Below are 21,022 nucleotides of genomic sequence, written 5' to 3'. Positions count from 1 at the left end.
GGACGTTTTTTGCTCCTCAAGGACGAGCCTGAAATGCATGAAAGCTGATATCAGCGATGCTCCAGAACGAGTCATTCGAACACATCACAAGCATGGGGTTTTCTCCATGGTCATCTGTCTGATCCTTGGAAGCACAGCCACGATAGGTATATTCCAGGCGATAAGCCGAGCCTCAAGCATTAACGCAGCATACAAACATGCGATGAGCCCGAACGACGGAGAAGGTGAACTGATACGCAACAGTGGAATGCCGCCGATGCAAGATCCAGGGGGCTCGCAGACTCAAGCATCATCGGACATATATCTACCAGCCAACGCGGCTCGGCAAACCGTCTTCAATGATCAGAACTTCATTGCCAGAGGTGCTGACAACGTACTTTCCTTTCGCGCTAGCTCTGATCCTCCTCCACGGAAGGAACTCCCAAAGCCGGTAAAGCTAACGATCGTCGGGCAATCGCCCCGTATGAAAGAGCAAGCGTGCTCGCCTTTTAAGCAGGGCAGTATCGAATCCCGAAACTGTCGTGCCTGGATCGGCCTCAGGCATCGAAACTAGCCGTTGTCCGCATCGGTCGACAGCTGTCCTTCGCGACAGCTAGTTATCGGCCAGGAGTGGACGCAGGATTTAAGGGCCTATTGGTGACGGTAGGCACGCGGCGTCATGCCGGTGTGCCGTTTGAACATTTGGGCAAAATGGCTCGGACTGCCGTACCCCACTTCAAGGGCCACATCAATCATGCTTAGCGATGTACTCGACAGCAGGCGGCGCGCCTTTGCCAGTCGAAGCTGAATGAAATACTGCGATGGTGAGTGTCCAGTGGCTTGATGAAACAGCCGGCTGAAGTAGAAATCACTCAGCTGGGCCTCAGCAGCGAACGCGGACAGGCTGAAGCTGTTTTCTAGCGATGATTCCATCAAATGAATGACGCGTTGCAGGCGATAGGCAGGTAACGCATTGCGCCGACTGGGCCCCCCATGGTCCTCTCGATAATGTCGAACCAGATGAACGGCCAGCGCTTGAGCAATTCCGTCGACATATAGCTCGCTGGGCTCCTGGCACTCGACAAGTTCCTGGTAGAGCAGCCTGACCAGTTTGGCAATCTGCGGATCCTTGGCCCCCGACACATCCATGAGACGAGCGGGCTGTCCGCCTCCCGCGATGACATGGCCTGAGGCCAGATCCAACATGCGCTGGCTCAAATACACATGCACCACCTGAAACTTGCCGTTCGCAGGGGTTTGCCAACGCATCTCATAAGGTGCGTGGGTCATGGTCAGGAAGAAGTCATCAACGGCTACATCAAAGGTGCTCCACAACTGACCGATCCCTCGCTCCTGCACCCGCGCGCAGCCCGAGAGCACCAGAACCAGCAAAGGCTCTGCCACCGCCGGGACAACGATGCTGTCCGTGGCATTGCGGTGGGTGTATACCTGCATTTGCACGTCTTTGTGCAACCGGCGCCCCGACCCGAGATACGTGCTGTCGGACAAATACTCGGGCATCTGGTGCGCGGAAATCCGCAGCACAGGCCGGGCGCTCTCTGGTTGCCTGATGTCATTCATGTGGGCATTAAAACTCCGGGCGACAAAGCCTGGCTGCTGGACGGTTCGGTCGAGCATAGCGGATAAAAAAGCAAGAACACGACAGTTCGGCAAGGACGCGTCAGACGTGAATCTCCGGCGGGAGGAAAGTGACACCTGGTTCAGCGCATATCCGCGCGGATCTACATAACACGGTGAAACTGATGAATGATTACCCGCAAGAATTCACAGGCAAAGTGGTGCTGGTGACCGGCGCCGCCAGTGGTATTGGTCGCGCCGTAGCGTTGATGATGCATGAGCGTGGCGCGAGCGTTATCGCGGAAGACAAGAACCCGACAGTCACAGATCTGGCCCGCCCGGGCCTGGTGCCGCTGGTGGCGGATATCACGCTGGACGGTGCCGCGGAGCAGGCCGTGGCTACTGCAATCGAGCATTTCGGCCGAGTGGATATTCTGGTCAATAACGCCGGGATCATCATAAACAAACAGGTGATCGACATGACTCGTGAGGACTGGGAACGTATCCAGCGGGTGAACGTCACTGCGGCTTTCCTTCACTCCCGAGAAGCAGTCAAAGCCATGATCCCCAACGCCGCTGGCGCCATCGTGAACATTGCTTCTTATGCTGCCTATCAGGCGTTCCCCACCATCGCCGCCTATGCCGCCTCGAAAGGCGCTTTAGCTCAATTGACCAGAGCGCTGGCACTTGAAGCGATTGGCCATGGCATTCGGGTCAATGCCATCGGATCGGGTGATGTGGTCACAAACATTTTGAATGATGTGGTCGACGATGGAGGTGCATTCCTTGCGCAACACGGTGCGACCACCCCGATCAAACGTGCCGCACAGCCAGAAGAAATCGCCGAAATCGTGGCATTTCTAGCCTCCAGCCGGGCATCTTATATTGTGGGTGCAGTGGTCATGGCAGATGGAGGAATGAGCGTTGTGGCCGGCTGATGGTTCGCCCCCTCAAAGACCGCAGGCGCATAAACGCGGTGCTGCCAGGCGTCCCCGGCCAGGTTGGTCAGCGACTCGTCGTACCAGGCGGGCTGTACGCGAATTTGTGGAGTTGCTGATCGACTTGCGGTGAACGAGGAGCACTTCGTTCCGGCAAAGTGAATTCAACTGATTACTTCTGGCCGATGGCGCAAGGCATGACAGACTGCTACCGGCCAAATGCGGACGTAGCGGAGAAACGCAACTAGCCCTTTCCGCGCAGTAAACCTTGCGTCGATCGAATCTGCGCAGCACGAACAAATGTTTAAAGATTTTAGTATGTAATGCAACTACTGGACTAAACCATTAACAGGTTCCTAGACTCAATAGGTTGTCAGTCCAGACGCTATCAGCGTAGGTTCGTAAATAGGGTAATCCTTGAGAGGGGCGGACAACTTCCACGTCAGCCCGTCTCCCCGATGCGTCCATCACATAAAACGTATCGGTTTTTGCGTCAATTCTCTGCACGGCGTCTGCCATTGTGAGATACCAAGGTACAGATGTGTTACCGATCTGAGTTATACGGTCATGAGATCGAGTTCCCGATAACGCGATACAGGTAATTTGACAATCTCCCAAGGTAGCTCTCCTTTTACACGTGTTTTATATTGGTAGTGATGATGCTGATCGGAGTCTAGTCGAATTTTTCTAGAAATCTAATTTCCTACGTATCATTTCGTCTCGATCTAAGCACTCCGTGCTCATGTAGGATTTCCTCAACAACCCGTCTGAAGCGTTTCTAGTTTCTTACTTAGGGGGAGCGACCGCTTTTGGCCGAAAGCGGTCGATTACCAGATCAGCAATCTTTTCAAAGCGGGCAAGCAGCCAAGGATAGCCAACTGAACCGTTTTGCATCCATTGCACTGACCTTCAGCCTCGTGGATTGCAATCTCGTAAACGCCTTGCAAATTGATGTGTGGGTGAGGGTGCTGACAGTGCTCGGTGTGCGGAAACGCCTGTTCCGCATCCATCAACCCCTGTCCTGCCAAACAACCACGGCTGTAGTTCTACCAAGTTCGCGCTCGAAGGCTGGACCGAAGGCCTGGCGGCTGAGGTGGTACCACTTAGGGATCGTCCAACCTTGTGATTGGACGCGCGGATCATTGTCAGCTGCAATGCACATCCACCGAAGCGGTGTGGCCGAGACCCAGTGCGTGGTCATTGCCCTCAGGGCGCCAACTCCAAGCCAGAAACCTCCACCCGGCACATGTCGGCCAGCACCCTCACGACCAACGCATGATCCTGGCGCTGAGGCAATCCAGACACAGTCACTACGCCCACCATTCCAACGCCTTTGACCGTTAAAGGGAAACTGCCGCCGTGACTGGCGTAGTCTCGGACGGGAAGTCCCATCAGGGCTTCCAGCGATTCCCCTTCTTCAAACGACAACCCCACGCGATAGGAGCTCTCGCCCATGAGTTCAACCACATTTCGTTTGCGCCGAGCCCAATCCGCATTGCTTTTCGAAGTGCCAGGCATTGCGTAGAAGAAGACGGTTTCCCGGGCAAGCCGTATTTCAATGGTAGTGCTCACGCAGAGGACGTCACAGGCATCCTTCAACCGCAATCCAAGATCCCATGCTGTGGTTTTGTCAAACGCCTGAAATTGCAGATTCTCTTGCTGGCGTGCTATGCGCTGCAGGTCGTCTTGGTTATTTGAAGCCATTTTATGCTCGTACCCTTATACGCTTGGAAAAGTATATTAGCTTACAGGGTTCATTTACGGCGAAGAGAAACTAGCAGCCGATAAACGCAAACCCTACAGGACGATTACGTGAAGCCGAGCTGCAACATGCCAATGCCCCCAAATCTATGGTCGTCACAAAGAAACAGCGTCGCCATCTCCAGAGTTAGCTGGATGTCGACGACAACCAGAAACATACCAGAATAGGCAAGAAAAACGTTGGATCAGGCCTAGAAAACCACGCTGCGCTCTGGAAGTATGGCCTTGCTTTAGAGGCTTTTTGATCATGCAGTAACAGGTGGGGAACCAACTCGCATTTAGCGGGCTACCCTATTTAAAACACCGGTCAATAGGTGAAGTATGTCCGGGGATGCATCAAAACAAGACGCCGTTCTCAGGCAACGCGTTTATAGAGAGCGTCAGCGCGCTCAAGGTTTCAAACAGAATACAATTTGGATTCATATTCAAGCTGAGACAGACGGCAAAATGGCGGCTAGGCAAGGGAAACCTTTATTGCCAATGCAATCTATCCATCCTGCAAGCTGGGCCATTGGTTGGATCAACGAAATGACAAGGGCACGCTAGCCGCTCTTTCTAATCCAGTAACCCACCCAACCCTGCGCGCTAGGTGTTTCACTTCTGATGCCAGAAAGTCAAACCACCTTCAAAGACCTTTAACATGAGAATACGCGCGTATGGAACCCAAATGCAGCGGTAACAGCTTTTTATTACCCCCCATGGCACATGTGATCCTGAGGATAGACGGTATTTTCATGCTCGCGTCATTGCTTTGCTGGTCTGTTTTGGCCGCAAGTTCGTATATCAATGGCGATAGCTTCTTATTGATGGTTCCGTTGATATACATCTGCGCCACTCTATTTGTATATCTCGTTTGTCAATCATCCAGGGGCTGGGGCATCATCGGAGCTAGTGTTATTACAATTCTCAATGCGCCGACAATGCACCATTACCCCTGGTAAGGTAAGTACGCTCCCGCTTACTGCAATCGCATCCGCTTTATGTCTCGTTGCGGGGGCTCGCCAAACAGCCGACTGTACTCCCGACTAAACTGCGATGAGCTTTCGTATCCCACAAGGCCACCAGCACTGCTTGCGTCGACATTTTGGCTGAGCATCATTTGTCGCGCGGCCTGCAACCTGAGCTGCTTCTGGTATTGCAACGGGCTCATTCCGGTAACTGAGCGGAAATGCTGCCTGAAGGTTGAGGGGCTCATGCAGGCGGCTGTCGCCAAATCGTCAACCTTGAGTGCTTCGCGAAAGTTGAGCTTCAACCATTCGAGCGACTTCGCAATATGCTGACTCGGTGACCCTGCACTCACGATGTGCAGTAGCTGAAGCCCATGGGGTCCGTTCAGCAGCCGTATCACAATTTCTTCGATGATGAGTGGAGCGAGGGTTGGAATCAGACAGGGTTCGTCCATAAGCCCGACGAGTCGCTCCAGTGCGCCCAGGATGCTAGCTTCAAGCCCATGCACCGTCACGGGCCTGAATCCCTCGTCTCTCATTCGCTGAGACAACCTGAGGCGCTCAGCGACCTGTACAACCATCGCACCGTCGAACTTCAGAATCATGCCTAGGAAGGGCTTTGTACTGCTGGCCTTCGTTACATTCGCGATGACGGGAATGTCGACGCTGGTAACCATTGATTCCCCCGGGTCATAGGTCAGCACCTCCTCCCCCACCATCACTTGTTTGCCGCCCTGCAGCGTCAGACCCAGCCCCAGGCTGTAGATGCAGTGCAGTGGCACAGTAGCGACGCTACGTCGATGAAGACTGAGCCCAGGAATGTCTGTGAAATGGTCACCGTCACTGCGCAGGACCTGGCTCACTCGCTCAGCCAGGCGAACAGTGTCGGCAGCGGTAATAGCGTTTTTAGAAGCTGAGTTCATCATTTCTTCCCAAAGTCTTGGCGCTAAAGTGCGCCTCTGCTGATTCCATTACTTACCCTGACGATATCGGACATCACCGCCAGCGCAATTTCGGCGGGCGTTTTGCTCCCTATATTGAGGCCGATAGGAGCGTGAATACGGTTTACAAGATCGTCATCCAGCCCGCCGATGCGTTTGACTCTCTCCAGGCGTTTCTCACTGGTTCGTCTCGACCCCATGGCGCCAACGTAGAAGGCCGACGTCCGAACCGCCTCCATCAACGTCAGGTCATCCAGACGAGGGTCGTGACTCAATGCGACGACGGCTGTGGCTGCGTGACAGCCGCCGCCAGCAATGTAGGACGCCGGGAACGTTTCGATCAGCGTGGCCCCGGGCACATCGAAATTGGAAGTCAGCTCCGAACGCGGATCACACACAATGACCTCATACCCCAGCGCCACTCCAAAACCGGCGCAGAACTCTGCGACAGGTGATAAACCCGCGATCAGAAGACGCCTGACTGCGCCGACACGCAGACGGATGCGTTCAGCCTCCACAGTGACAGCCGCACACTCCCTGTTCGCCTCTTCAATGCGCATCAACCCCGTCCCCAATGTCACTTCGCGCACAATCAGCCTGCGACCTTGCAAGGCGTCTCTCAGATTCGCGAAATGCTCACGGTTCAAGCAAGTCGATTCGACGTATTCAACGAGTACATCAAGTACGCCGCCGCAGGGCAATTCCAGATTAGGAACAAACCCACCCGCCCCGTACCGAACAATCTGGTTGGTGGATTCAAACTCGCGGCGACCGAGCCTATCCAGGAAGTCTTCTTCGACGCAGCCGCCGGAGAGCGATCCGCAGAAGTCTCCGTGTTCCAATGCAACAAGCATCGCTCCGGGCCCGCGTGGAGCAGACCCGTAGGTGGAGAGCACAGTGCAAAGCCAAACACTTTTCCCCTGCTCCAGCCACATGGACGCCTGCTCAATGACCTGCAAATCGAGACTGTTCATAGGTCAGGCTAGCAACTTGTCCATCGTGATCGGTAAATCCCGAATGCGTTTACCGGTAGCGTGATAAACCGCATTGTTGATCGCCGCTGCCACCCCTACGATTCCCAGTTCGCCTACAGCTTTGCCACCTAAGGCGCTAGCCTGCAGATCCGGTATGCCTACATCGATTGTGATGATTTCAGGCACGTCGGCATTTACGGGAACGACATAGTCAGCAAGGCTTGCGTTAACGATGCGGCCGTCTCGGCGATCAATGTGTCCTTCTTCGAAAAGCGCTTGCCCTATCCCCATGATCATTCCGCCCATCCACTGACTTTCAGCCAGCTTGGGGTTGTACACCCTTCCACTATCAAAGGCTGCCACCATCCGCTTGACCTTGACCGTACCGAAATCCTCATCCACACGCACTTCAACAAAATGCACACCCCAACTGTGGGCGGAGACGCCTCCATTAGTTGCCGGTAGCATCTGGCTAAACCCATGCGCGGCGGCATCACGGTCAGCTTCTGTTGCTCCTGCTTTAAATGTGTCGGTCGATATCTCGAAGCGTTCTCTGCCTGCTGCCTTCAGAAGATCGCCCAAGGCGACGCCCTCGCCAGGTCTTAGTGACGGCTTTATGCGTCCGTTCTTGAATACCAGGCTGGAAATATCCATACCGTAGAGCGGTGATTTAGGGTTGGTTGTAGCGACCCTCAGCAACTCGTTACGGGCCACTTTCGTCGCTTTGTAAACCGCGCCGGTCAGGTTGTTGGCGAGCTGCGAGCCGCCCGCAATCGGGGCTCTCGGAAGATCCGTATCGCCAAGACTCACTTTTACCGAGCTGGTTGGAACGTCGAGTATTTCAGCAGCAGTCTGTGCAAGAATCGTGTAAGTACCAGTACCCAGGTCAGTGCCAGCGCTGAGCACCTCTATTCGCCCATCCTGGTGAATAATGATTTTGGCCTCGCCCGGAGTGCGCCAGACTGGATACGTACCCGCAGCCATCCCCCAACCGATTAACTCTCGACCTTCACGCATCGAGCGAGGTTCTGGATTGCGGCTCGCCCAACCGAACGCTTCAGCACCCGCGGCATAACCCTCACGCAGACGACGGGTTGTCCATGGGATGTTTGCCTTCGGATCTTGTGAAGCCCAGTTCCTGAGGCGCAACTGGATGGGATCGAGAGCAAGCTTGTAAGCCAGTTCATCCATTGCCGTCTCAAGTGCATAGGTGCTGATGTTTTCACCTGGAGCTCGCATCCAGCCTGGATTGACGGTGTTCACAGGGATAATGCTATGGCGGGCGAGCATATTAGGCGTGGCGTACATCAACGCTGTCACACCCGTAGTCGGCTCTAGGTGCGTATCATCGATGGCTGTCTCATTCCAGCCTTCATGCACCACAGACACGAGCATGCCTTCATTCGTGGCTCCTAAAGCTAGACGCTGGCTGGTACGGGGCCGGCCGCCATAACCGGTAAAAGTTTGGGGGCGGGTTAGCGATAATTTCACGGGACGCCCCAGCGCCTTGGCAGCAGCACACGCCATTGCGACGTGTGGATGGGGCGCAACCTTGCAGCCAAACCCGCCACCAATGAACGGTGATACCACTCGCACCTTGGCCATATCAATGCCCATCCACTGGGAAATCACGTTACGCGCCCCGCCGACCCACTGGCTCGACTCATAAACGGTAAGCTTGTCCTCTTGCCAGTGCGCAATACAACCGTGCGGCTCCATCGGTACATTGTATTCACGGGGCGTGGTGTAGACCCCTTCTACTTTGACGGCGGCTGATGCCATGGCCGCTCGCGCGTCGCCCCACTTGGCCTGGAGGTCATCGATAGGCTGGGGTTTTGCGCGTGAGTCATCAGGATCTATTATTGGCTTGCTCTGCTCATAGCTTACTTTGAGCAAACTGGCGGCTTCAGTGGCTTGTTCAAAGGTTTTAGCCACAACCAGAGCAATGTGCTGGCCGTTCCAGCGTACTTGGTCATCCTGCAGCGGGGTGAAGTTTTCAGTCGCTGCTCCCCCCTTGATGAAGGGCGTTGCCGGCTGAATGGCGAGCGGGTTCAGATGCGTATAAACAGCAACCACGCCTGGTGCCTTTTCAGCTGCAAGGACATCGATTGCAGTGATACGACCCGCGGCAATCGTTGATTGTACGGCGACTGCGTAGAGCATGCCTTCTATCACGTGCTCAATGGCATAAGGCGCTTGTCCTCTGACCTTTAGGCCGCCGTCCTGCCGGGTGGCGCGTTCACCGATGGAGCCGTTTTTTTCTTTCTCCACGAGAGGAGCTGCCTCCCCGGTCAAGGGGTTCAGCGCAATCCCTGTGTAAGCAACTGCAGATCCTGCAGCCGCTGTTTTCAATAATGTCCGGCGAAGAATATTGGGATTAAAAAGATCGTTCATACCAAGCCCCCTACAGTCATCAAGGCTCTGGCAACCACACGTGGCGCAAGCACTATTTTGAAGCCGTTATGTTCACGAGCCTGCGCTCCGTCTACAGCGCTGCGGGCTGCATCACGAATCACTCGCTCAGTGAGCGATTTGCCCATCAATGCCTTTTCAACGCCACGCGCACGCCAAGGTCTCGTGCCGACGCCACCCATGGCAATGCGCACGTCCTTTATGGTGATGCCGTCGTCTTCCAACTCCACGCCGACAGCAGCACTCGCAGCAGCAAATTCATACGAGGCACGATCCCGCACTTTCAGGTAATGGGAGCGTTTGAGCGCAGCTATTACCGGCACCTCTACGCCAACGATCATTTCTCCGGGTGAAAGATCATGTTCAATGTCGGGACGTGCCCCAGGAAGTCGATAGAAATCTTCAGCCAACACCTGACGATCAGTGGCGCCTCGAATCAATACCTTCGCATCGAAAGCAACAAGCGCCACTGCCAGATCGCCCGGATATATGGCGATGCAATCCTCGCTAGTCCCTAACACTGCATGGTTTCGATTGATGCCATGTAGCGCAGCGCAACCTGATCCCGGGTTTCGCTTATTGCAGTCAGGGTACGCGCCAGGATCGCGGAAATAGGTGCAGCGAGTGCGCTGCATCAGATTGCCGCCAATCGACGCCATATTGCGCAATTGAGGCGATGCGGCGCGCCACAGTGCTTCGCTGAGAACAGGTGCCTGCTCTTGGACACCTGCGTTGGCGGCGACATGACTCATTTTCGCCAGCGCACCGATATGGATCTGCTGAGCATTTATACGGATGTCGTTCAGGCCTTGCAGATGGCTGATATCAACGAGTCGAACGGGGCGTTCGACCCCGCATTTCATCAGATCAAGTAGCGTTGTGCCTCCCGCCAGATACCGGGTTTCTGGCACGCTCTGTTCCCCTCGGGCTTTAGAAGTGTCACTAGGCCGAATGTAGTCAAAAGCTCTCATGCCTTGCCCTCCTGCAACCGTGTAGCCGCAGTGCGTACAGCCGTCACAATGTGCGGATAGGCACCGCAGCGGCATATATTGCCGCTCATGTATTCGCGGATTGCATCATCAGAACCCGTATGGCCTTCAAGAATGCAGGCAACGGCAGACATGATCTGACCAGGCGTGCAATATCCACACTGGAAGGCATCAAACTCCACGAAGGCAGCCTGCACGGCATGTAGCGTTCCGTCTGGTTGAGCTAATCCTTCAATGGTAGTGACAGCCCGACCTTCTACCTGAGCTGCAAATGTCAGGCAGCTCAAGACCCGCTCACCGTCAACATGTACTGTACAGGCGCCGCACTGACCTTGGTCGCATCCTTTTTTAGTCCCGGATAACGCCGCGTGTTCGCGAAGCGCATCGAGTAATGTCGTGCGCGGATCGAGCTCAAAGGCTCGAGTCGAGCCATTGACGCTGAGTTGAAGTGTAAGACGGTCTGCCATGCTGGGCTCTCCAAATAAGTCCGACAGCGCGATGACGGGTGATCGAGCGCTATGCTGCCTTGAAGTATGCTTGGTCTACGTATTCAGGGATTGCCTGATCAGCGCTGTTTATTGCCCAATCCAAGGACTGGTAAATAGGAAAACGGCTCGTAACAGGATATTACGAAGGAAGGGAGTGCTTGATATGACGAGCCTAGGTCTCCCGGCAATACCTGCGTCAGCTCCATGGAATCGAAGTCAAGGAGCCTTTGGTAAGATTTTTACCGTCGCACCTCTCGCTTGATTACTGATCATGTCGGCAAGGTATGGGCTGCTCCCATACTTGGCACGGTAAGCCTGGTCGACTCGATCATTGATGTCACCGTCAACTCCCTCAAACGTGACGTCGCGGGTCATACCGGCTGCAATTATGCGGCCCCCTTTCTCACGAACGGCAGCCTTGTACCAGGAGGATGCTTTGCCGTGGTAAGCCCTGACGAAAAGGCTGCCATCAACTTCAACGCACCAGATCCAGGTGGGAGTTCCGTACGTGACGCCATCCTCGCGAAAGGGGGAGACTTTCAAATCATCTGCTTTGATGATGCGATTGAGTTCATCCGCTGACCAACTACCGGGGTGTGAAGCGGATACCGTGGACGCGGCGGCGGGTTGAAGCGCTCCCCCAACTGCATGGGTGGCGCTGATGCCCGTCAGCACAAGGGCCATCGCTGTCAGAAATGAAGAGAACATTTTGCTACGTGAAATTGTCTTGTCCATTTGATGATCCGCATAGGTGTGAATGTTGAGTATCCATGGGCACGTGGGTGAACATCTGTTGCTGGAGAGCAGTCTGTGGCTGACCAAGGGTCAAGCTTGCAATGCCGCGCAAACCGTAAATGTCTGAAATATCATCGCGCGTGCCTGAAAGTCTTGAACAAGCTGGAGTAGGTCAGATTCGCCCTCGATAGGATGCTCAAGGGCATTTTGGCCGGCCTCTTTGGAAATCCAATACAGCAATAGGTGAACTGCACCTTGGTGTTCGCTTACTTGAACACTTGCCGCAACAAAACCTAAATGACGGCTGGTGAATTGCTCGACTCGCGTCGTCAGCGCGGAAACTACGGCCGCTACAGAATGCGGCCTGACGAGGATTTCTAACGACTGGCTAAAACCAGATCCACCTAATGACTCGCCCATGGATTACCTCCAGCAAGCTGTGCATTTAAAGATTAATAGGCATCCTCGCGCCGGCTGACATACGCCCTTATGGATCAGGCCGGGAATACCTGAGATGTTATCCCTGCCAGCTTTGCAACCAGTATGCGTAGGGCGTTGGTAATACCGAGTCCGGATCAGGAATGTTCAACGTACGTGCGGCCTGGAATGGCCAGTGGGGATTTGCTAGCAATGTTCTTGCGAAGCAAACCAGATCAAGCGCGCCGGAACGCACGAATTCATCGGCATCGAGAGCGTCGGTTATCATCCAACTGGTGCCCACAGGCAGGCCAGTCTCAACACGTACCCGCTCTGCAAATGGCACCATAAAGTTAGGCCCCCAAGGGACTTGTTCCTCTGGCACTGTCAGGGATAGCGAACAGTCAACGAAGTCCACTCCCCCCTCTTTAAGCCACTTGAGCACCTGGATCGTCTCGGCCATGGACGCCTCATGGTTTTCGTCGAAATCCAGAGTGCCAAAACGTATCGTCAGTGGGAGATTTTCCGGCCAAACCTGTTTTACTGCTGCAACTGTCTCTAGCAAGAAGCGCGCACGGTTAGCCAACGACCCACCATAGTTATCCGTGCGGATATTTGCCTTTGGCGATAGGAAACTCTGACCAAGAAAACCATGTGCGAAATGCAATTCCAGCCACTCGAAACCTGCACGGCGTGCCCTTAAAGCGGCACTTACAAAATCTCCCTGTATACGCAAGATTTCTGCAACCGTTAGTTCTCTTGGGACGTAGGAAGAGCCAGCCACATAAGGAAGAGCGCTGGGTGAAACCGGTTGCCAGCTTCGCGAGTCCGAATCTTCAAGTGGATGCCCGCCATCCCATGGAGGAGTACATCCAGCCTTGCGTCCAGCATGGCTGAGTTGAATACCGGGAAGCGCTCCCGCATTTTTAATGACTGCAGCGATGTCTGCGAAGTTCGCAACATGATCGTCACTCCACAGACCTGCATCACCCAATGTAATCCGGCCTTCAGGATTAACTGAGGTGGCCTCAACCACCACCAATCCTGCTCCACCCTTGGCGAGGGTTTCATAGTGTGTTTTATGCCAGTTATTCAATACACCGTTGACGGCCTGATACTGACACATTGGCGACGCCACAATGCGGTTGCGTAACGTGACATCCTTCAGGTGGTACGGCGAAAATAGAGAGGTCATCAGGTCTATCCATTTGGCGATTCGAATGGACGAATTATGATCCTGGAGGAAGATCTTTATTTGCCTGATAGAAGCGAAAAGCTGCACAAAATGACGCGCTTCAAAGAGACTTAACGACGAAAGCCAGATGTTTCGGGATGTTTCCACACAGACGGAATGCCTGATTCAAGCGTTTGCTTCGGTGTCATGCCCTATGAAAAATATAATCAGAGCAGTCCTCCACATCCACCAACGCACCGCGACCGCTGACATTTGCATATAACTCGTTATCCTCGATCCGCAGGCGCCAGTGTGTATCAGCGATCTGCAAACCACCCGAATCGAAACGTTCAATAGCCGCAATTAAATCATTCCGGCCCGGAAGGTAGGCAGCAAATGCATTGTCCTTCCACGCAGCAACCGTCATTCCCATAGACTCGCAAATGGCCACTTTCGCCTTGGCGTCAACTCTGTCAGCAGCCCTGGACTTTTGTATATCATCCGCGACCACCGGATCGGTCACACGATCTGAGAAGATGATATCTCCAGCTTCCCAGACCTCGGGCGGGCAGATTTTGTTTGAAGGGCGCAATTCAATGAACGGCGATATTTCCAGAGGGTAAATCCGGCATACCAAGGGTCTCTTACTGTAAATGCCGCACCTATTCTGGCTGTCCAGATTCGGACATCCACTTAACGCATTCGCCGCAAAGATAGGAATCACATTGATGCGATGCCCCCCACTATGAACGGCTACCGCGCGCTTAAGATTGTGGTCGAACTTCGCCGGCTCATCAGGCCAGTGAAATTCGTCAAATGCCTCAAGCAATACCGCAACGTCATGACCACGGGCTAGCCACTCTCTAGACTCGCCCAGCGTTAAAGGGATCAGGCGCCCTTTACAGCAAACACCACAACCATTGCAGGCAAAGCGTATCGCAGTTTTGTTCACTTATTTACTCGACGCACATGGAAGCCTGAGACGCAGATCGCGCGCAGGTTTCGGTTGTTAAGGCTTTAAGTATCCGAAACCCGCTATTTATCCTGTTGCCCATTTCACGATGATTCTTGCTCGTTCCAATTTAATAAAGCTGATCGCCCTGTCCGGTGCTTGCCATTGCGACACTACGATTCGTCGTTTTAGGCAAGATTTCAAACGAAGTCTGCAAACGCTCTAACAGCCAACTCGACACAATGATGACGTAGATGCACTGGCTCCCTTCGCATAAGGAACATCACATGGCTGCAACAAAGGTTTGGTTCATTACTGGCACTAGCAGAGGTTTGGGAGTCCATTTGGCCCAAGCTGCTCTTGCTGCTGGGCATGCCGTGGTTGCCACGGGACGTGATTCGGCAAAAGTCGAGGCGGCTCTGGGCCCACATGAAAATTTATTGGCGGTGAAACTCGACATCACCAGACCAGAAGATGCTGAGGCAGCGGTGAGCGCAGCGGTAGCAAAATTTGGCAAGATCGATGTACTGGTCAATAACGCAGGTAATTTCTACGCTGGTTTCTTTGAAGAGCTAACTGCTGATCATATGCGCAGTCAGATTGAGACGCTGCTTTTCGGGCCCATGAATGTAACCCGAGCTGTGCTCCCTCTTTTGCGAAAGCAACGATCTGGTGTAGTTGTCACTGTATCTTCAACTGCGGGAATTGTGGGGGGCACTTTCTGCAGTGCCTATGCCGCCGGCAAATTCGGAGTCGAGGGATGGATGGAGTCCATGGCATCCGAGATCAATCAGTTTGGAATCAAAACAATGCTGGTTGAGCCAGGCTTCTTCCGGACCGATTTATTAACAAAGGACTCTACTACCTTTGCCGATTCTTCGATTGAAGATTATGCTCAAGCGACCCAAGAAACAGTGAAAGCCTGGAGCGGCATGAGCGGCAAGCAAGGCGGTGATCCGGCCAAGCTTGCAACAGCGATTGTGCAGCTTGCGGGAAGTGATACCCCTCCCTCGCGTTTTGCAGCCGGCGCCGACGCAGTTGAGGCTTTCGAGACAAAAGCAAAACTGCTTCATGAGCAAGCTAATGCTCACCGCACCCTGTCTTCCTCTTTGGCGCACGACGAGTAATGAGTCAGCAGGGACAACGGTCCAAGGTTAAGACAACCATCAGGTATCGCTGTGTGATTACCGCAGTCGTCATCGCCATTGTCGTTGCCCTGTGCTCGTTTATCGTGATGTTGATAAAAGATCAAACTTATGTCCAAAGCCCTCGATTTGAACCTGCTGATGGGGCACCGCGGGAATACGTCGTTGTGTACTACTCAAGGACTGGCCATTCGGAGTCTGTGGCGCGTGAGGTAGCGAAGCGGCTCAACGCACCCATCGCGAGGATAAGCGCAGACTATGCTCTTACCTTCCAAGGACAACGCAAAGCGATAGCAGACGCCCAAGCCAATGTTTTCCCCCCAATTGAAATTGAGGCTGTTGATCTTCAGTCAGCAAAACGTGTGTATCTGGTTTCGCCCACGTGGATGTTTCGACCTGCTCCTCCGTTATGGACGTTCGTAAAGAACAGTGACCTGACGGGTAAAGAAGTGGTGTTAATCATGACGGGTAACAGCCGGTATAAGTCGGAAGAGATTGATAACTTCTCAACACTGATTGAATCGCGTGGCGGTCATCTTCTTTATCAAGAGTTTATTCGGCGCGGTCGCATTTACTGGCAGATGAGTGATGCTGAAATGCTCGGATCCGTGAAGACCGGAATACATGAGCCTGAACGAGAAGACTGAAAGACCTCTCCATCACTCACTTACGAGGTGTAGCATTTATGAGCAAGGTATGGTTCATCACGGGAACTACAAGGGGTCTGGGGACCGAAATCGCTAGAGCGGCGCTTGCTGCTGGCGATAAGGTCGTCGCCACCGGCCGAAATTTACAAGCTGTCACTGAGGTGCTTGGGGAGCACGATGAACTGCTTGCGCTGAGGTTGGATGTAACGGATCAAAAGCAAGCGAACTCAGCGATCAACGCCGCAGTGGAACATTTCGGCCAGATCGACGTATTAGTGAATAATGCGGGTTTTGCGACGCTTGGAGCCCTGGAGGAAATATCGTCGGCAGAGGTACGCGAGCAGTTCGATACAAACGTTTTTGGGCTTCTGAACGTGACCCGTGCCGCATTGCCGGTTCTTCGCTCACAGGGCCGGGGACATGTCATCAATATTTCCTCAGTCGCTGGCTATCACGGTGGCGTAGGTGCGTCTGCATACTGCGCTACCAAGTATGCAGTCGAAGGCATTACGGAATGTCTTGCGCTTGAAGTCGCGCCGTTTGGTATACATGTAACTGTGGTTGAACCTGGGTATTTCAGAACGGAGTTTCTAAGCACAGACTCGGTACGATTCGCAACGCAAGTAATCGACGCTTACGCTCAAAATCCAGCAGGTTCTCGCGAAGCAGTTCTCGCAGTTCATGGTAAGCAAGCCAACGACCCGAAGAAACTGGCCGACGCATTAATGATACTTGCCAATGTTGAGCAACCTCCGCTTCGATTCACCGCTGGAAGTGACGCCGTTGGATATTTTGAAGCCGAATTAGCAAAACGTCATGCCGAGCTTGCGGCCTGGAACAAGCTGTCAATTTCGCTGGCCCATGATTGATATCCAGGCGCTCAGCGCTGTGCGCTGAATTATCAACTCTCATACTTATAGAATTTATCAACTAAATGTCGCGCGTTCGTCTACGAGGGCTCAAAAGCCATTGGGTCTAATGCGATCAAGCTGGGTAAGTGCAACAGCTGTATGCCCTACTCCATGAGCCTGTTTTTTGAGCCCGCTCGGACGGACGCCTTACTTGAAGTGATATAGAGGTTCATTTTGAAAGCTATTGCGATCAATCAACATGGTGACTCCAGTATTTTTGTAGAAATTGATACGATCAACCCTGTTGCCCGTCCGGGGCATGTCATCGTCGATGTCCGCGCAACCAGCGTGAACCCCGTTGATACGAAAATCAGGCAAGGCAGTGAAGGCACTGATGGACTTACGTTTCCAGCGGTTCTTCACCTCGATGTTGCTGGCGTCATTAGCTCCATAGGTGCTGGCGTGACACGCTTCAAGGCTGGAGACGAAGTCTATGGCTGTTTTGGAGGCATCGTCGGCATTCCAGGTGCCCTAGCCGATCAGATTGAAGCCGACGAGGACATGCTCGCTCTTAAACCTCGGTCTCTCTCATTCGGAGAGGCAGCAAGCTTTCCGCTGGTTGGAATTACGGCTTGGGAAGCACTTGTCGACCGAGCCTCGATAAAACCCAACGATGACATTCTCGTGCACGGTGGGACTGGAGGTGTGGGGCACATTGCCATTCAATTGGCGAAAGTGATGGGCGCCAGGGTTTCGACCACAGTGTCGACAGTTGAAAAAGCGGAGATTGCTCGCAGGTTGGGTGCTGATGAAGTGATTTTCTATCGCACCGAGACGCCGCAAAACTACTCCGATCGAATTACGCAAGGCAAAGGATTCGATACGGTGTTCGATACCTTGGGCGGAGAGGTCTTACAGCACTCGCTAAAAGCCGCTAAACGCAAGGGTCATGTGGTGTCGATCATTGGCTATGACACCTATGATCTAACCGAAATGCACTTCAAAGCATTGAGGCTTGATTTTGTATTCATGGCCATATCCATCATTCACAACGAAGACCGCAAGCACCATGGTGAAATACTAGAGCGGCTTGCTGCCCTTATTGATCGAGGACTGGTTCAACCGCTTATTGACCAGAGGCACGAATTTACGCCGTCCGGGGTCAGCGCTGCGCATGCACGTCTGGAATCAGGTCATGCAATCGGAAAGATCATCATAGAGCGGCAGGTTGGCTAACGACGTCTCCAGTTCACACCAGATGAATAATCAGGAATATAGCCATGAGCTCTCTAGACTTCACGCGTGACGCAAGCTGAATATGTCGAAAGTTGACCATGGGCATAAGGCCTTCCAATCCCACAGTCACCATCATTCCTCGATCGAGCCCGCACGCTCGGCGAAGACGTCCTTGAACACCGGCATTGCGGAAAAAACAGTTGGCCAACCGGCGTAAAAGGCTAATTGAGTGAGAACCTCCGCCGCTTGCTCTACGGTTAGTCCATTGTCCATAGCTCTGTTTAGGTGGTAAGGAATCTGAGCAACCTGGCCGGCAGTCACCAATGCACTGACAGTTATCAGGCTTCGATCGCGAGGCGCCAATGCGGGCCGAAGCCAAAGATTGCGGAACAAATAATCCGTGGTATTTGCCACGACACCTGGAGAGGTTGTGCCGAAGGTATTTTCTACGAATAAAGCGCGCTTGGCCTCAGATTCTTCATCCAGTGCAAGAAGGTCGTCATCTATTTGCGGAAGACTTGCGCCTTCGATCTGATGACGAGAGAAGGCCTCATTCGCGGGAAGCACGGCCGCGATCGCGTTGCCCCAGCCTGCATAGAAAGCTAGATGCGTAATGAGTTCAGATATCTCGCTTGCAGTCACACCGTGACTTAACGCCAACTCCAACTGCGGGCCAAGTTCGCAAGCTTGGCTGCGAGTTATAACCGCAGCAAGCGTCACGACGCTGCGGTCTCGTTTAGAAAGCCCGCTGCGGTTCCACAGTTTGCCTAATACATCATCTTCCGTGAATTTCTTGAGCGCTGGGGATACCGCAGCTATTTGATCCAGCGTTGGGGTCTTGGCAGCGAAAATGGTCATCCGTTATCTCCATCAAAAACTATTGCAATGGAGGCAACTGTACCCGTGCAGGTCGCGATGGATAAACCGGCAAAGTAGGGATGCCTCTATCCACGAGCGCATCAATGGTTAGTTATGGCGGAGCGACGGATCTGCGCAAGCGCAGATAACGGGGTAAGCCATTGGGTCACTGGCTGTCACGCAGCGCGGCGATAACCATGCGCACGGCCAGCGAAGACTGACGACGGGTTGCATAGTAGGCATGGTGTCCGGAAAATGTCGGAAACCAGTCTTCGAGCACCCAACAGAGCTGTCCTGCCTTCACCATGGGTTCAACAAGGGCTTTAGGCAGGTAAGCCAATCCGAATCCTCTAAGCGCTGCGTCCAGCATCTGATAAGAGTTATTGAATACCAACTGCCCGCTTACTTTAACTTCCACGCGTTTTCTCCCCTTTCTCAGCTCCCACGGCATAAGCGACTCCATAGTTGGCAATCGCAAATTTATACAGTTGTGAGCCGTCAGTTCGAGGGGCTCCCTAGGCGCAGGTCTTCTTTGAAGGTATGCGGGCGACCCGACGATTGCCAGCGTTTCATCCGGCCCGATACGCACTGCAATCATGTCTTTCTCTACCTGATCCCCCAAGCGAATACCGATGTCGAAACGATCCTCTACGATGTTCGACATTCCATAGTCGTTGATGAGTTCTATACGAAGCTCTGGATGCTCACTCAGCAAGCTTTGCAGCTTTGGCCACACGTATTGATTTGCCGCATAGTCGGTCGCTGTCACTCGAACGGTGCCTACTGGTTTCTCGCGAAGCTCTGCCACCGCGTTCAGCTCGGCTGCGATCTCTTCGAGCTTTGGGGCGACTGAGTCCAAGAGGCGCTGTCCGGCCTCAGTGGTAGAAACACTGCGCGTCGTACGCGTCAACAGGAGCATCCCAAGTTTGTTTTCCAGCGCCGTTACGGTTCTGCTCAGCGTGGATTGCGAAACGCCAAGTTGAGCGGCGGCCCGGGTGAAACTTCGTTCGCGGGCCACCGTCAAGAGTGCGACAAGATTGTTCAGATCAGGAATGGCCATTTATCCACCGGTGCATGAGTGCATGCCTATTTTGCCATCTAGTCTCTGCAACGGGAAATCCCTAAATTGTTGGCTACAGCTATTTATTCGGGCACGCAACTGTGGCCCGGGCTCTACGAAAAAGGTGTTCCATGAACGACGCAAACCAGACGATCATTCGCAGTGGCAGCAAACCTCCTATTACAGGCCCGGACAACTGGTTCACGGGCTCTGTGCGTATCGATAACCTTTTTCAGGCACAGGCACCTGGTCGAGCGGCCGGCGCAATAGTCACGTTCGAGCCATCTGCACGCACCTTTTGGCACTCTCACCCTCTCGGGCAGACGCTGGTCATACTCACTGGGGTGGGCTGGACGCAGTGCGAAGGTGGCCCGCGAACTGAAATCCGTGCCGGTGATATCGTTGCTTGCGCCTGCGGAAAAAGGCACTGGCATGGCGCCGCCGCGACCACCTCTATGTCGCATTTTGCAGTGACCGAAACTATTGATGGCAAGAATACCGAATGGATGGAGCCGGTAACTGATGAACAATATTCGAACGGGCCGCTTGTGATCGATTGATCTGCGCTCGTTGATCCGATAGGCAGATCAAGGCTGGCCACAAAAAACCGTTAAACCCGTTAAAAACAGGCAGATTCTGATCAGACTTTGCATCTCAGACCTCTAATCTGAAACGCCCGAATAGTGATGGACGAGAAACTTGTCGTGGATCCTGCTCGGTATCTTCTGAGTGGGTTCAGCGACGGATCCAGCATTCGTGGCCCGGAAATGATGTAGGCCGGCGTAAACCGTTCAACCGACAGCCCTCTGCATGGCGCCGTTACCCCTGACAAATGACCCACGCTAGTCGCAGGTCTTGATAACGACGCTGTGTTGACTGCTCGCGTCAAATGACACGCCGACAACCGGTCTCGGACCTCATAAAATCAGGCAAGAAAGAC

21 protein-coding genes are annotated in these 21,022 nt (G+C 53.6%); 7 read left to right on the top strand and 14 right to left on the bottom strand.

Annotated features, from left to right (window positions below):
* Positions 1-630: 630 nt before the first annotated feature.
* Positions 631-1,653: a helix-turn-helix domain-containing protein gene (locus ACWKWM_RS03880; RefSeq protein WP_483844839.1), complete on the bottom strand. Its 1,023-nt coding sequence runs from the start codon at positions 1,651-1,653 to the stop codon at positions 631-633.
* Positions 1,654-1,742: 89 nt separating this feature from the next.
* On the opposite strand from ACWKWM_RS03880, the gene ACWKWM_RS03875 reads away from it, so the two are divergent.
* Positions 1,743-2,495 (top strand): SDR family NAD(P)-dependent oxidoreductase, encoded by a 753-nt coding sequence (locus ACWKWM_RS03875; RefSeq protein WP_483844838.1) that lies wholly within the window; start codon positions 1,743-1,745, stop codon positions 2,493-2,495.
* Between the two features lie 345 nt (positions 2,496-2,840).
* Here the strand turns inward: ACWKWM_RS03875 and ACWKWM_RS03870 are convergent, their stop codons facing one another.
* Both ACWKWM_RS03870 and ACWKWM_RS03865 read right to left on the bottom strand, forming a co-directional pair.
* Positions 2,841-3,113: a DUF3892 domain-containing protein gene (locus tag ACWKWM_RS03870; RefSeq protein WP_483844837.1), complete on the bottom strand. Its 273-nt coding sequence runs from the start codon at positions 3,111-3,113 to the stop codon at positions 2,841-2,843.
* 588 nt (positions 3,114-3,701) lie between these two features.
* Positions 3,702-4,199: a heme-degrading domain-containing protein gene (locus ACWKWM_RS03865; RefSeq protein WP_483844836.1), complete on the bottom strand. Its 498-nt coding sequence runs from the start codon at positions 4,197-4,199 to the stop codon at positions 3,702-3,704.
* A gap of 378 nt (positions 4,200-4,577) precedes the next feature.
* Here ACWKWM_RS03865 and ACWKWM_RS03860 point away from each other — a divergent pair, with 378 nt between their 5' ends.
* Positions 4,578-4,802 (top strand): hypothetical protein, encoded by a 225-nt coding sequence (locus ACWKWM_RS03860; protein WP_483844835.1) that lies wholly within the window; start codon positions 4,578-4,580, stop codon positions 4,800-4,802.
* A 412-nt stretch (positions 4,803-5,214) separates the two neighbouring features.
* Here ACWKWM_RS03860 and ACWKWM_RS03855 read toward each other — a convergent pair whose 3' ends face one another.
* From ACWKWM_RS03855 to ACWKWM_RS03815, 9 genes are all read right to left on the bottom strand, one after another.
* Positions 5,215-6,126: an AraC family transcriptional regulator gene (locus tag ACWKWM_RS03855; RefSeq protein WP_483844834.1), complete on the bottom strand. Its 912-nt coding sequence runs from the start codon at positions 6,124-6,126 to the stop codon at positions 5,215-5,217.
* A gap of 23 nt (positions 6,127-6,149) precedes the next feature.
* Positions 6,150-7,118 (bottom strand): XdhC family protein, encoded by a 969-nt coding sequence (locus ACWKWM_RS03850; RefSeq protein WP_483844833.1) that lies wholly within the window; start codon positions 7,116-7,118, stop codon positions 6,150-6,152.
* A gap of 3 nt (positions 7,119-7,121) precedes the next feature.
* Complete coding sequence (locus ACWKWM_RS03845; protein ID WP_483844832.1) at positions 7,122-9,512, bottom strand: xanthine dehydrogenase family protein molybdopterin-binding subunit; 2,391 nt, start codon at positions 9,510-9,512, stop codon at positions 7,122-7,124.
* Complete coding sequence (locus ACWKWM_RS03840) at positions 9,509-10,501, bottom strand: FAD binding domain-containing protein (protein WP_483844831.1); 993 nt, start codon at positions 10,499-10,501, stop codon at positions 9,509-9,511. The genes ACWKWM_RS03845 and ACWKWM_RS03840 overlap by 4 nt, the downstream gene beginning before the upstream one ends.
* Positions 10,498-10,986 (bottom strand): (2Fe-2S)-binding protein, encoded by a 489-nt coding sequence (locus tag ACWKWM_RS03835; protein ID WP_483844830.1) that lies wholly within the window; start codon positions 10,984-10,986, stop codon positions 10,498-10,500. The genes ACWKWM_RS03840 and ACWKWM_RS03835 overlap by 4 nt, the downstream gene beginning before the upstream one ends.
* Positions 10,987-11,223: 237 nt before the next feature.
* Positions 11,224-11,742: a DUF2255 family protein gene (locus ACWKWM_RS03830; RefSeq protein ID WP_483844829.1), complete on the bottom strand. Its 519-nt coding sequence runs from the start codon at positions 11,740-11,742 to the stop codon at positions 11,224-11,226.
* 90 nt (positions 11,743-11,832) lie between these two features.
* On the bottom strand, positions 11,833-12,162 hold the full coding sequence (locus ACWKWM_RS03825; protein WP_483844828.1) for a C15 family peptidase: 330 nt from the start codon (positions 12,160-12,162) through the stop codon (positions 11,833-11,835).
* Positions 12,163-12,259: 97 nt separating this feature from the next.
* Positions 12,260-13,354, bottom strand: a complete 1,095-nt coding sequence (locus tag ACWKWM_RS03820; protein ID WP_483844987.1) for an NADH:flavin oxidoreductase/NADH oxidase — start codon at positions 13,352-13,354, stop codon at positions 12,260-12,262.
* A gap of 184 nt (positions 13,355-13,538) precedes the next feature.
* Entirely contained in the window at positions 13,539-14,285 is a 747-nt protein-coding gene (locus ACWKWM_RS03815; protein WP_483844827.1) for a YkgJ family cysteine cluster protein, read from the bottom strand.
* 287 nt (positions 14,286-14,572) lie between these two features.
* Here ACWKWM_RS03815 and ACWKWM_RS03810 point away from each other — a divergent pair, with 287 nt between their 5' ends.
* The 4 genes from ACWKWM_RS03810 (at position 14,573) to ACWKWM_RS03795 (ending at position 18,164) form a co-directional block, all read left to right on the top strand.
* Complete coding sequence (locus tag ACWKWM_RS03810; protein ID WP_483844826.1) at positions 14,573-15,412, top strand: SDR family oxidoreductase; 840 nt, start codon at positions 14,573-14,575, stop codon at positions 15,410-15,412.
* Between the two features lie 53 nt (positions 15,413-15,465).
* Positions 15,466-16,077, top strand: a complete 612-nt coding sequence (locus ACWKWM_RS03805; RefSeq protein ID WP_483844825.1) for a flavodoxin family protein — start codon at positions 15,466-15,468, stop codon at positions 16,075-16,077.
* A 38-nt stretch (positions 16,078-16,115) separates the two neighbouring features.
* Positions 16,116-16,946, top strand: a complete 831-nt coding sequence (locus ACWKWM_RS03800; RefSeq protein WP_483844824.1) for an SDR family NAD(P)-dependent oxidoreductase — start codon at positions 16,116-16,118, stop codon at positions 16,944-16,946.
* Between the two features lie 216 nt (positions 16,947-17,162).
* The gene (locus tag ACWKWM_RS03795) at positions 17,163-18,164 is read left to right on the top strand and encodes a zinc-dependent alcohol dehydrogenase family protein (protein WP_483844823.1); all 1,002 of its coding nucleotides are present in this window, start codon (positions 17,163-17,165) and stop codon (positions 18,162-18,164) included.
* Between the two features lie 132 nt (positions 18,165-18,296).
* Here ACWKWM_RS03795 and ACWKWM_RS03790 read toward each other — a convergent pair whose 3' ends face one another.
* Positions 18,297-19,022 (bottom strand): carboxymuconolactone decarboxylase family protein, encoded by a 726-nt coding sequence (locus tag ACWKWM_RS03790; RefSeq protein ID WP_483844822.1) that lies wholly within the window; start codon positions 19,020-19,022, stop codon positions 18,297-18,299.
* A gap of 166 nt (positions 19,023-19,188) precedes the next feature.
* A complete protein-coding gene (locus ACWKWM_RS03785; RefSeq protein ID WP_483844821.1) occupies positions 19,189-20,082 on the bottom strand; it encodes a LysR family transcriptional regulator in 894 nt (297 codons plus the stop codon).
* Positions 20,083-20,213: 131 nt separating this feature from the next.
* On the opposite strand from ACWKWM_RS03785, the gene ACWKWM_RS03780 reads away from it, so the two are divergent.
* Positions 20,214-20,642, top strand: coding sequence for a (R)-mandelonitrile lyase (locus ACWKWM_RS03780; protein ID WP_483844820.1), 429 nt, complete (start codon positions 20,214-20,216; stop codon positions 20,640-20,642).
* Positions 20,643-21,022 lie beyond the last annotated feature (380 nt).

The organism is Pseudomonas rosaeacicularis, from assembly GCF_057128745.1.
This window is presented reverse-complemented; position numbering and strand designations above follow the sequence as displayed.

Bases quoted from the DNA above. Each gene is read 5' to 3' on its own strand.
- ACWKWM_RS03875 (WP_483844838.1), top strand. From the start codon at position 1,743: ATGAATGATTACCCGCAAGAATTCACAGGCAAAGTGGTGCTGGTGACC.
- ACWKWM_RS03865 (WP_483844836.1), bottom strand. From the start codon at position 4,199: ATGGCTTCAAATAACCAAGACGACCTGCAGCGCATAGCACGCCAGCAA.
- ACWKWM_RS03860 (WP_483844835.1), top strand. From the start codon at position 4,578: ATGTCCGGGGATGCATCAAAACAAGACGCCGTTCTCAGGCAACGCGTT.
- ACWKWM_RS03855 (WP_483844834.1), bottom strand. From the start codon at position 6,126: ATGAACTCAGCTTCTAAAAACGCTATTACCGCTGCCGACACTGTTCGC.
- ACWKWM_RS03850 (WP_483844833.1), bottom strand. From the start codon at position 7,118: ATGAACAGTCTCGATTTGCAGGTCATTGAGCAGGCGTCCATGTGGCTG.
- ACWKWM_RS03845 (WP_483844832.1), bottom strand. From the start codon at position 9,512: ATGAACGATCTTTTTAATCCCAATATTCTTCGCCGGACATTATTGAAA.
- ACWKWM_RS03840 (WP_483844831.1), bottom strand. From the start codon at position 10,501: ATGAGAGCTTTTGACTACATTCGGCCTAGTGACACTTCTAAAGCCCGA.
- ACWKWM_RS03835 (WP_483844830.1), bottom strand. From the start codon at position 10,986: ATGGCAGACCGTCTTACACTTCAACTCAGCGTCAATGGCTCGACTCGA.
- ACWKWM_RS03830 (WP_483844829.1), bottom strand. From the start codon at position 11,742: ATGGACAAGACAATTTCACGTAGCAAAATGTTCTCTTCATTTCTGACA.
- ACWKWM_RS03825 (WP_483844828.1), bottom strand. From the start codon at position 12,162: ATGGGCGAGTCATTAGGTGGATCTGGTTTTAGCCAGTCGTTAGAAATC.
- ACWKWM_RS03820 (WP_483844987.1), bottom strand. From the start codon at position 13,354: ATGACCTCTCTATTTTCGCCGTACCACCTGAAGGATGTCACGTTACGC.
- ACWKWM_RS03810 (WP_483844826.1), top strand. From the start codon at position 14,573: ATGGCTGCAACAAAGGTTTGGTTCATTACTGGCACTAGCAGAGGTTTG.
- ACWKWM_RS03800 (WP_483844824.1), top strand. From the start codon at position 16,116: ATGAGCAAGGTATGGTTCATCACGGGAACTACAAGGGGTCTGGGGACC.
- ACWKWM_RS03790 (WP_483844822.1), bottom strand. From the start codon at position 19,022: ATGACCATTTTCGCTGCCAAGACCCCAACGCTGGATCAAATAGCTGCG.
- ACWKWM_RS03785 (WP_483844821.1), bottom strand. From the start codon at position 20,082: ATGGCCATTCCTGATCTGAACAATCTTGTCGCACTCTTGACGGTGGCC.
- ACWKWM_RS03780 (WP_483844820.1), top strand. From the start codon at position 20,214: ATGAACGACGCAAACCAGACGATCATTCGCAGTGGCAGCAAACCTCCT.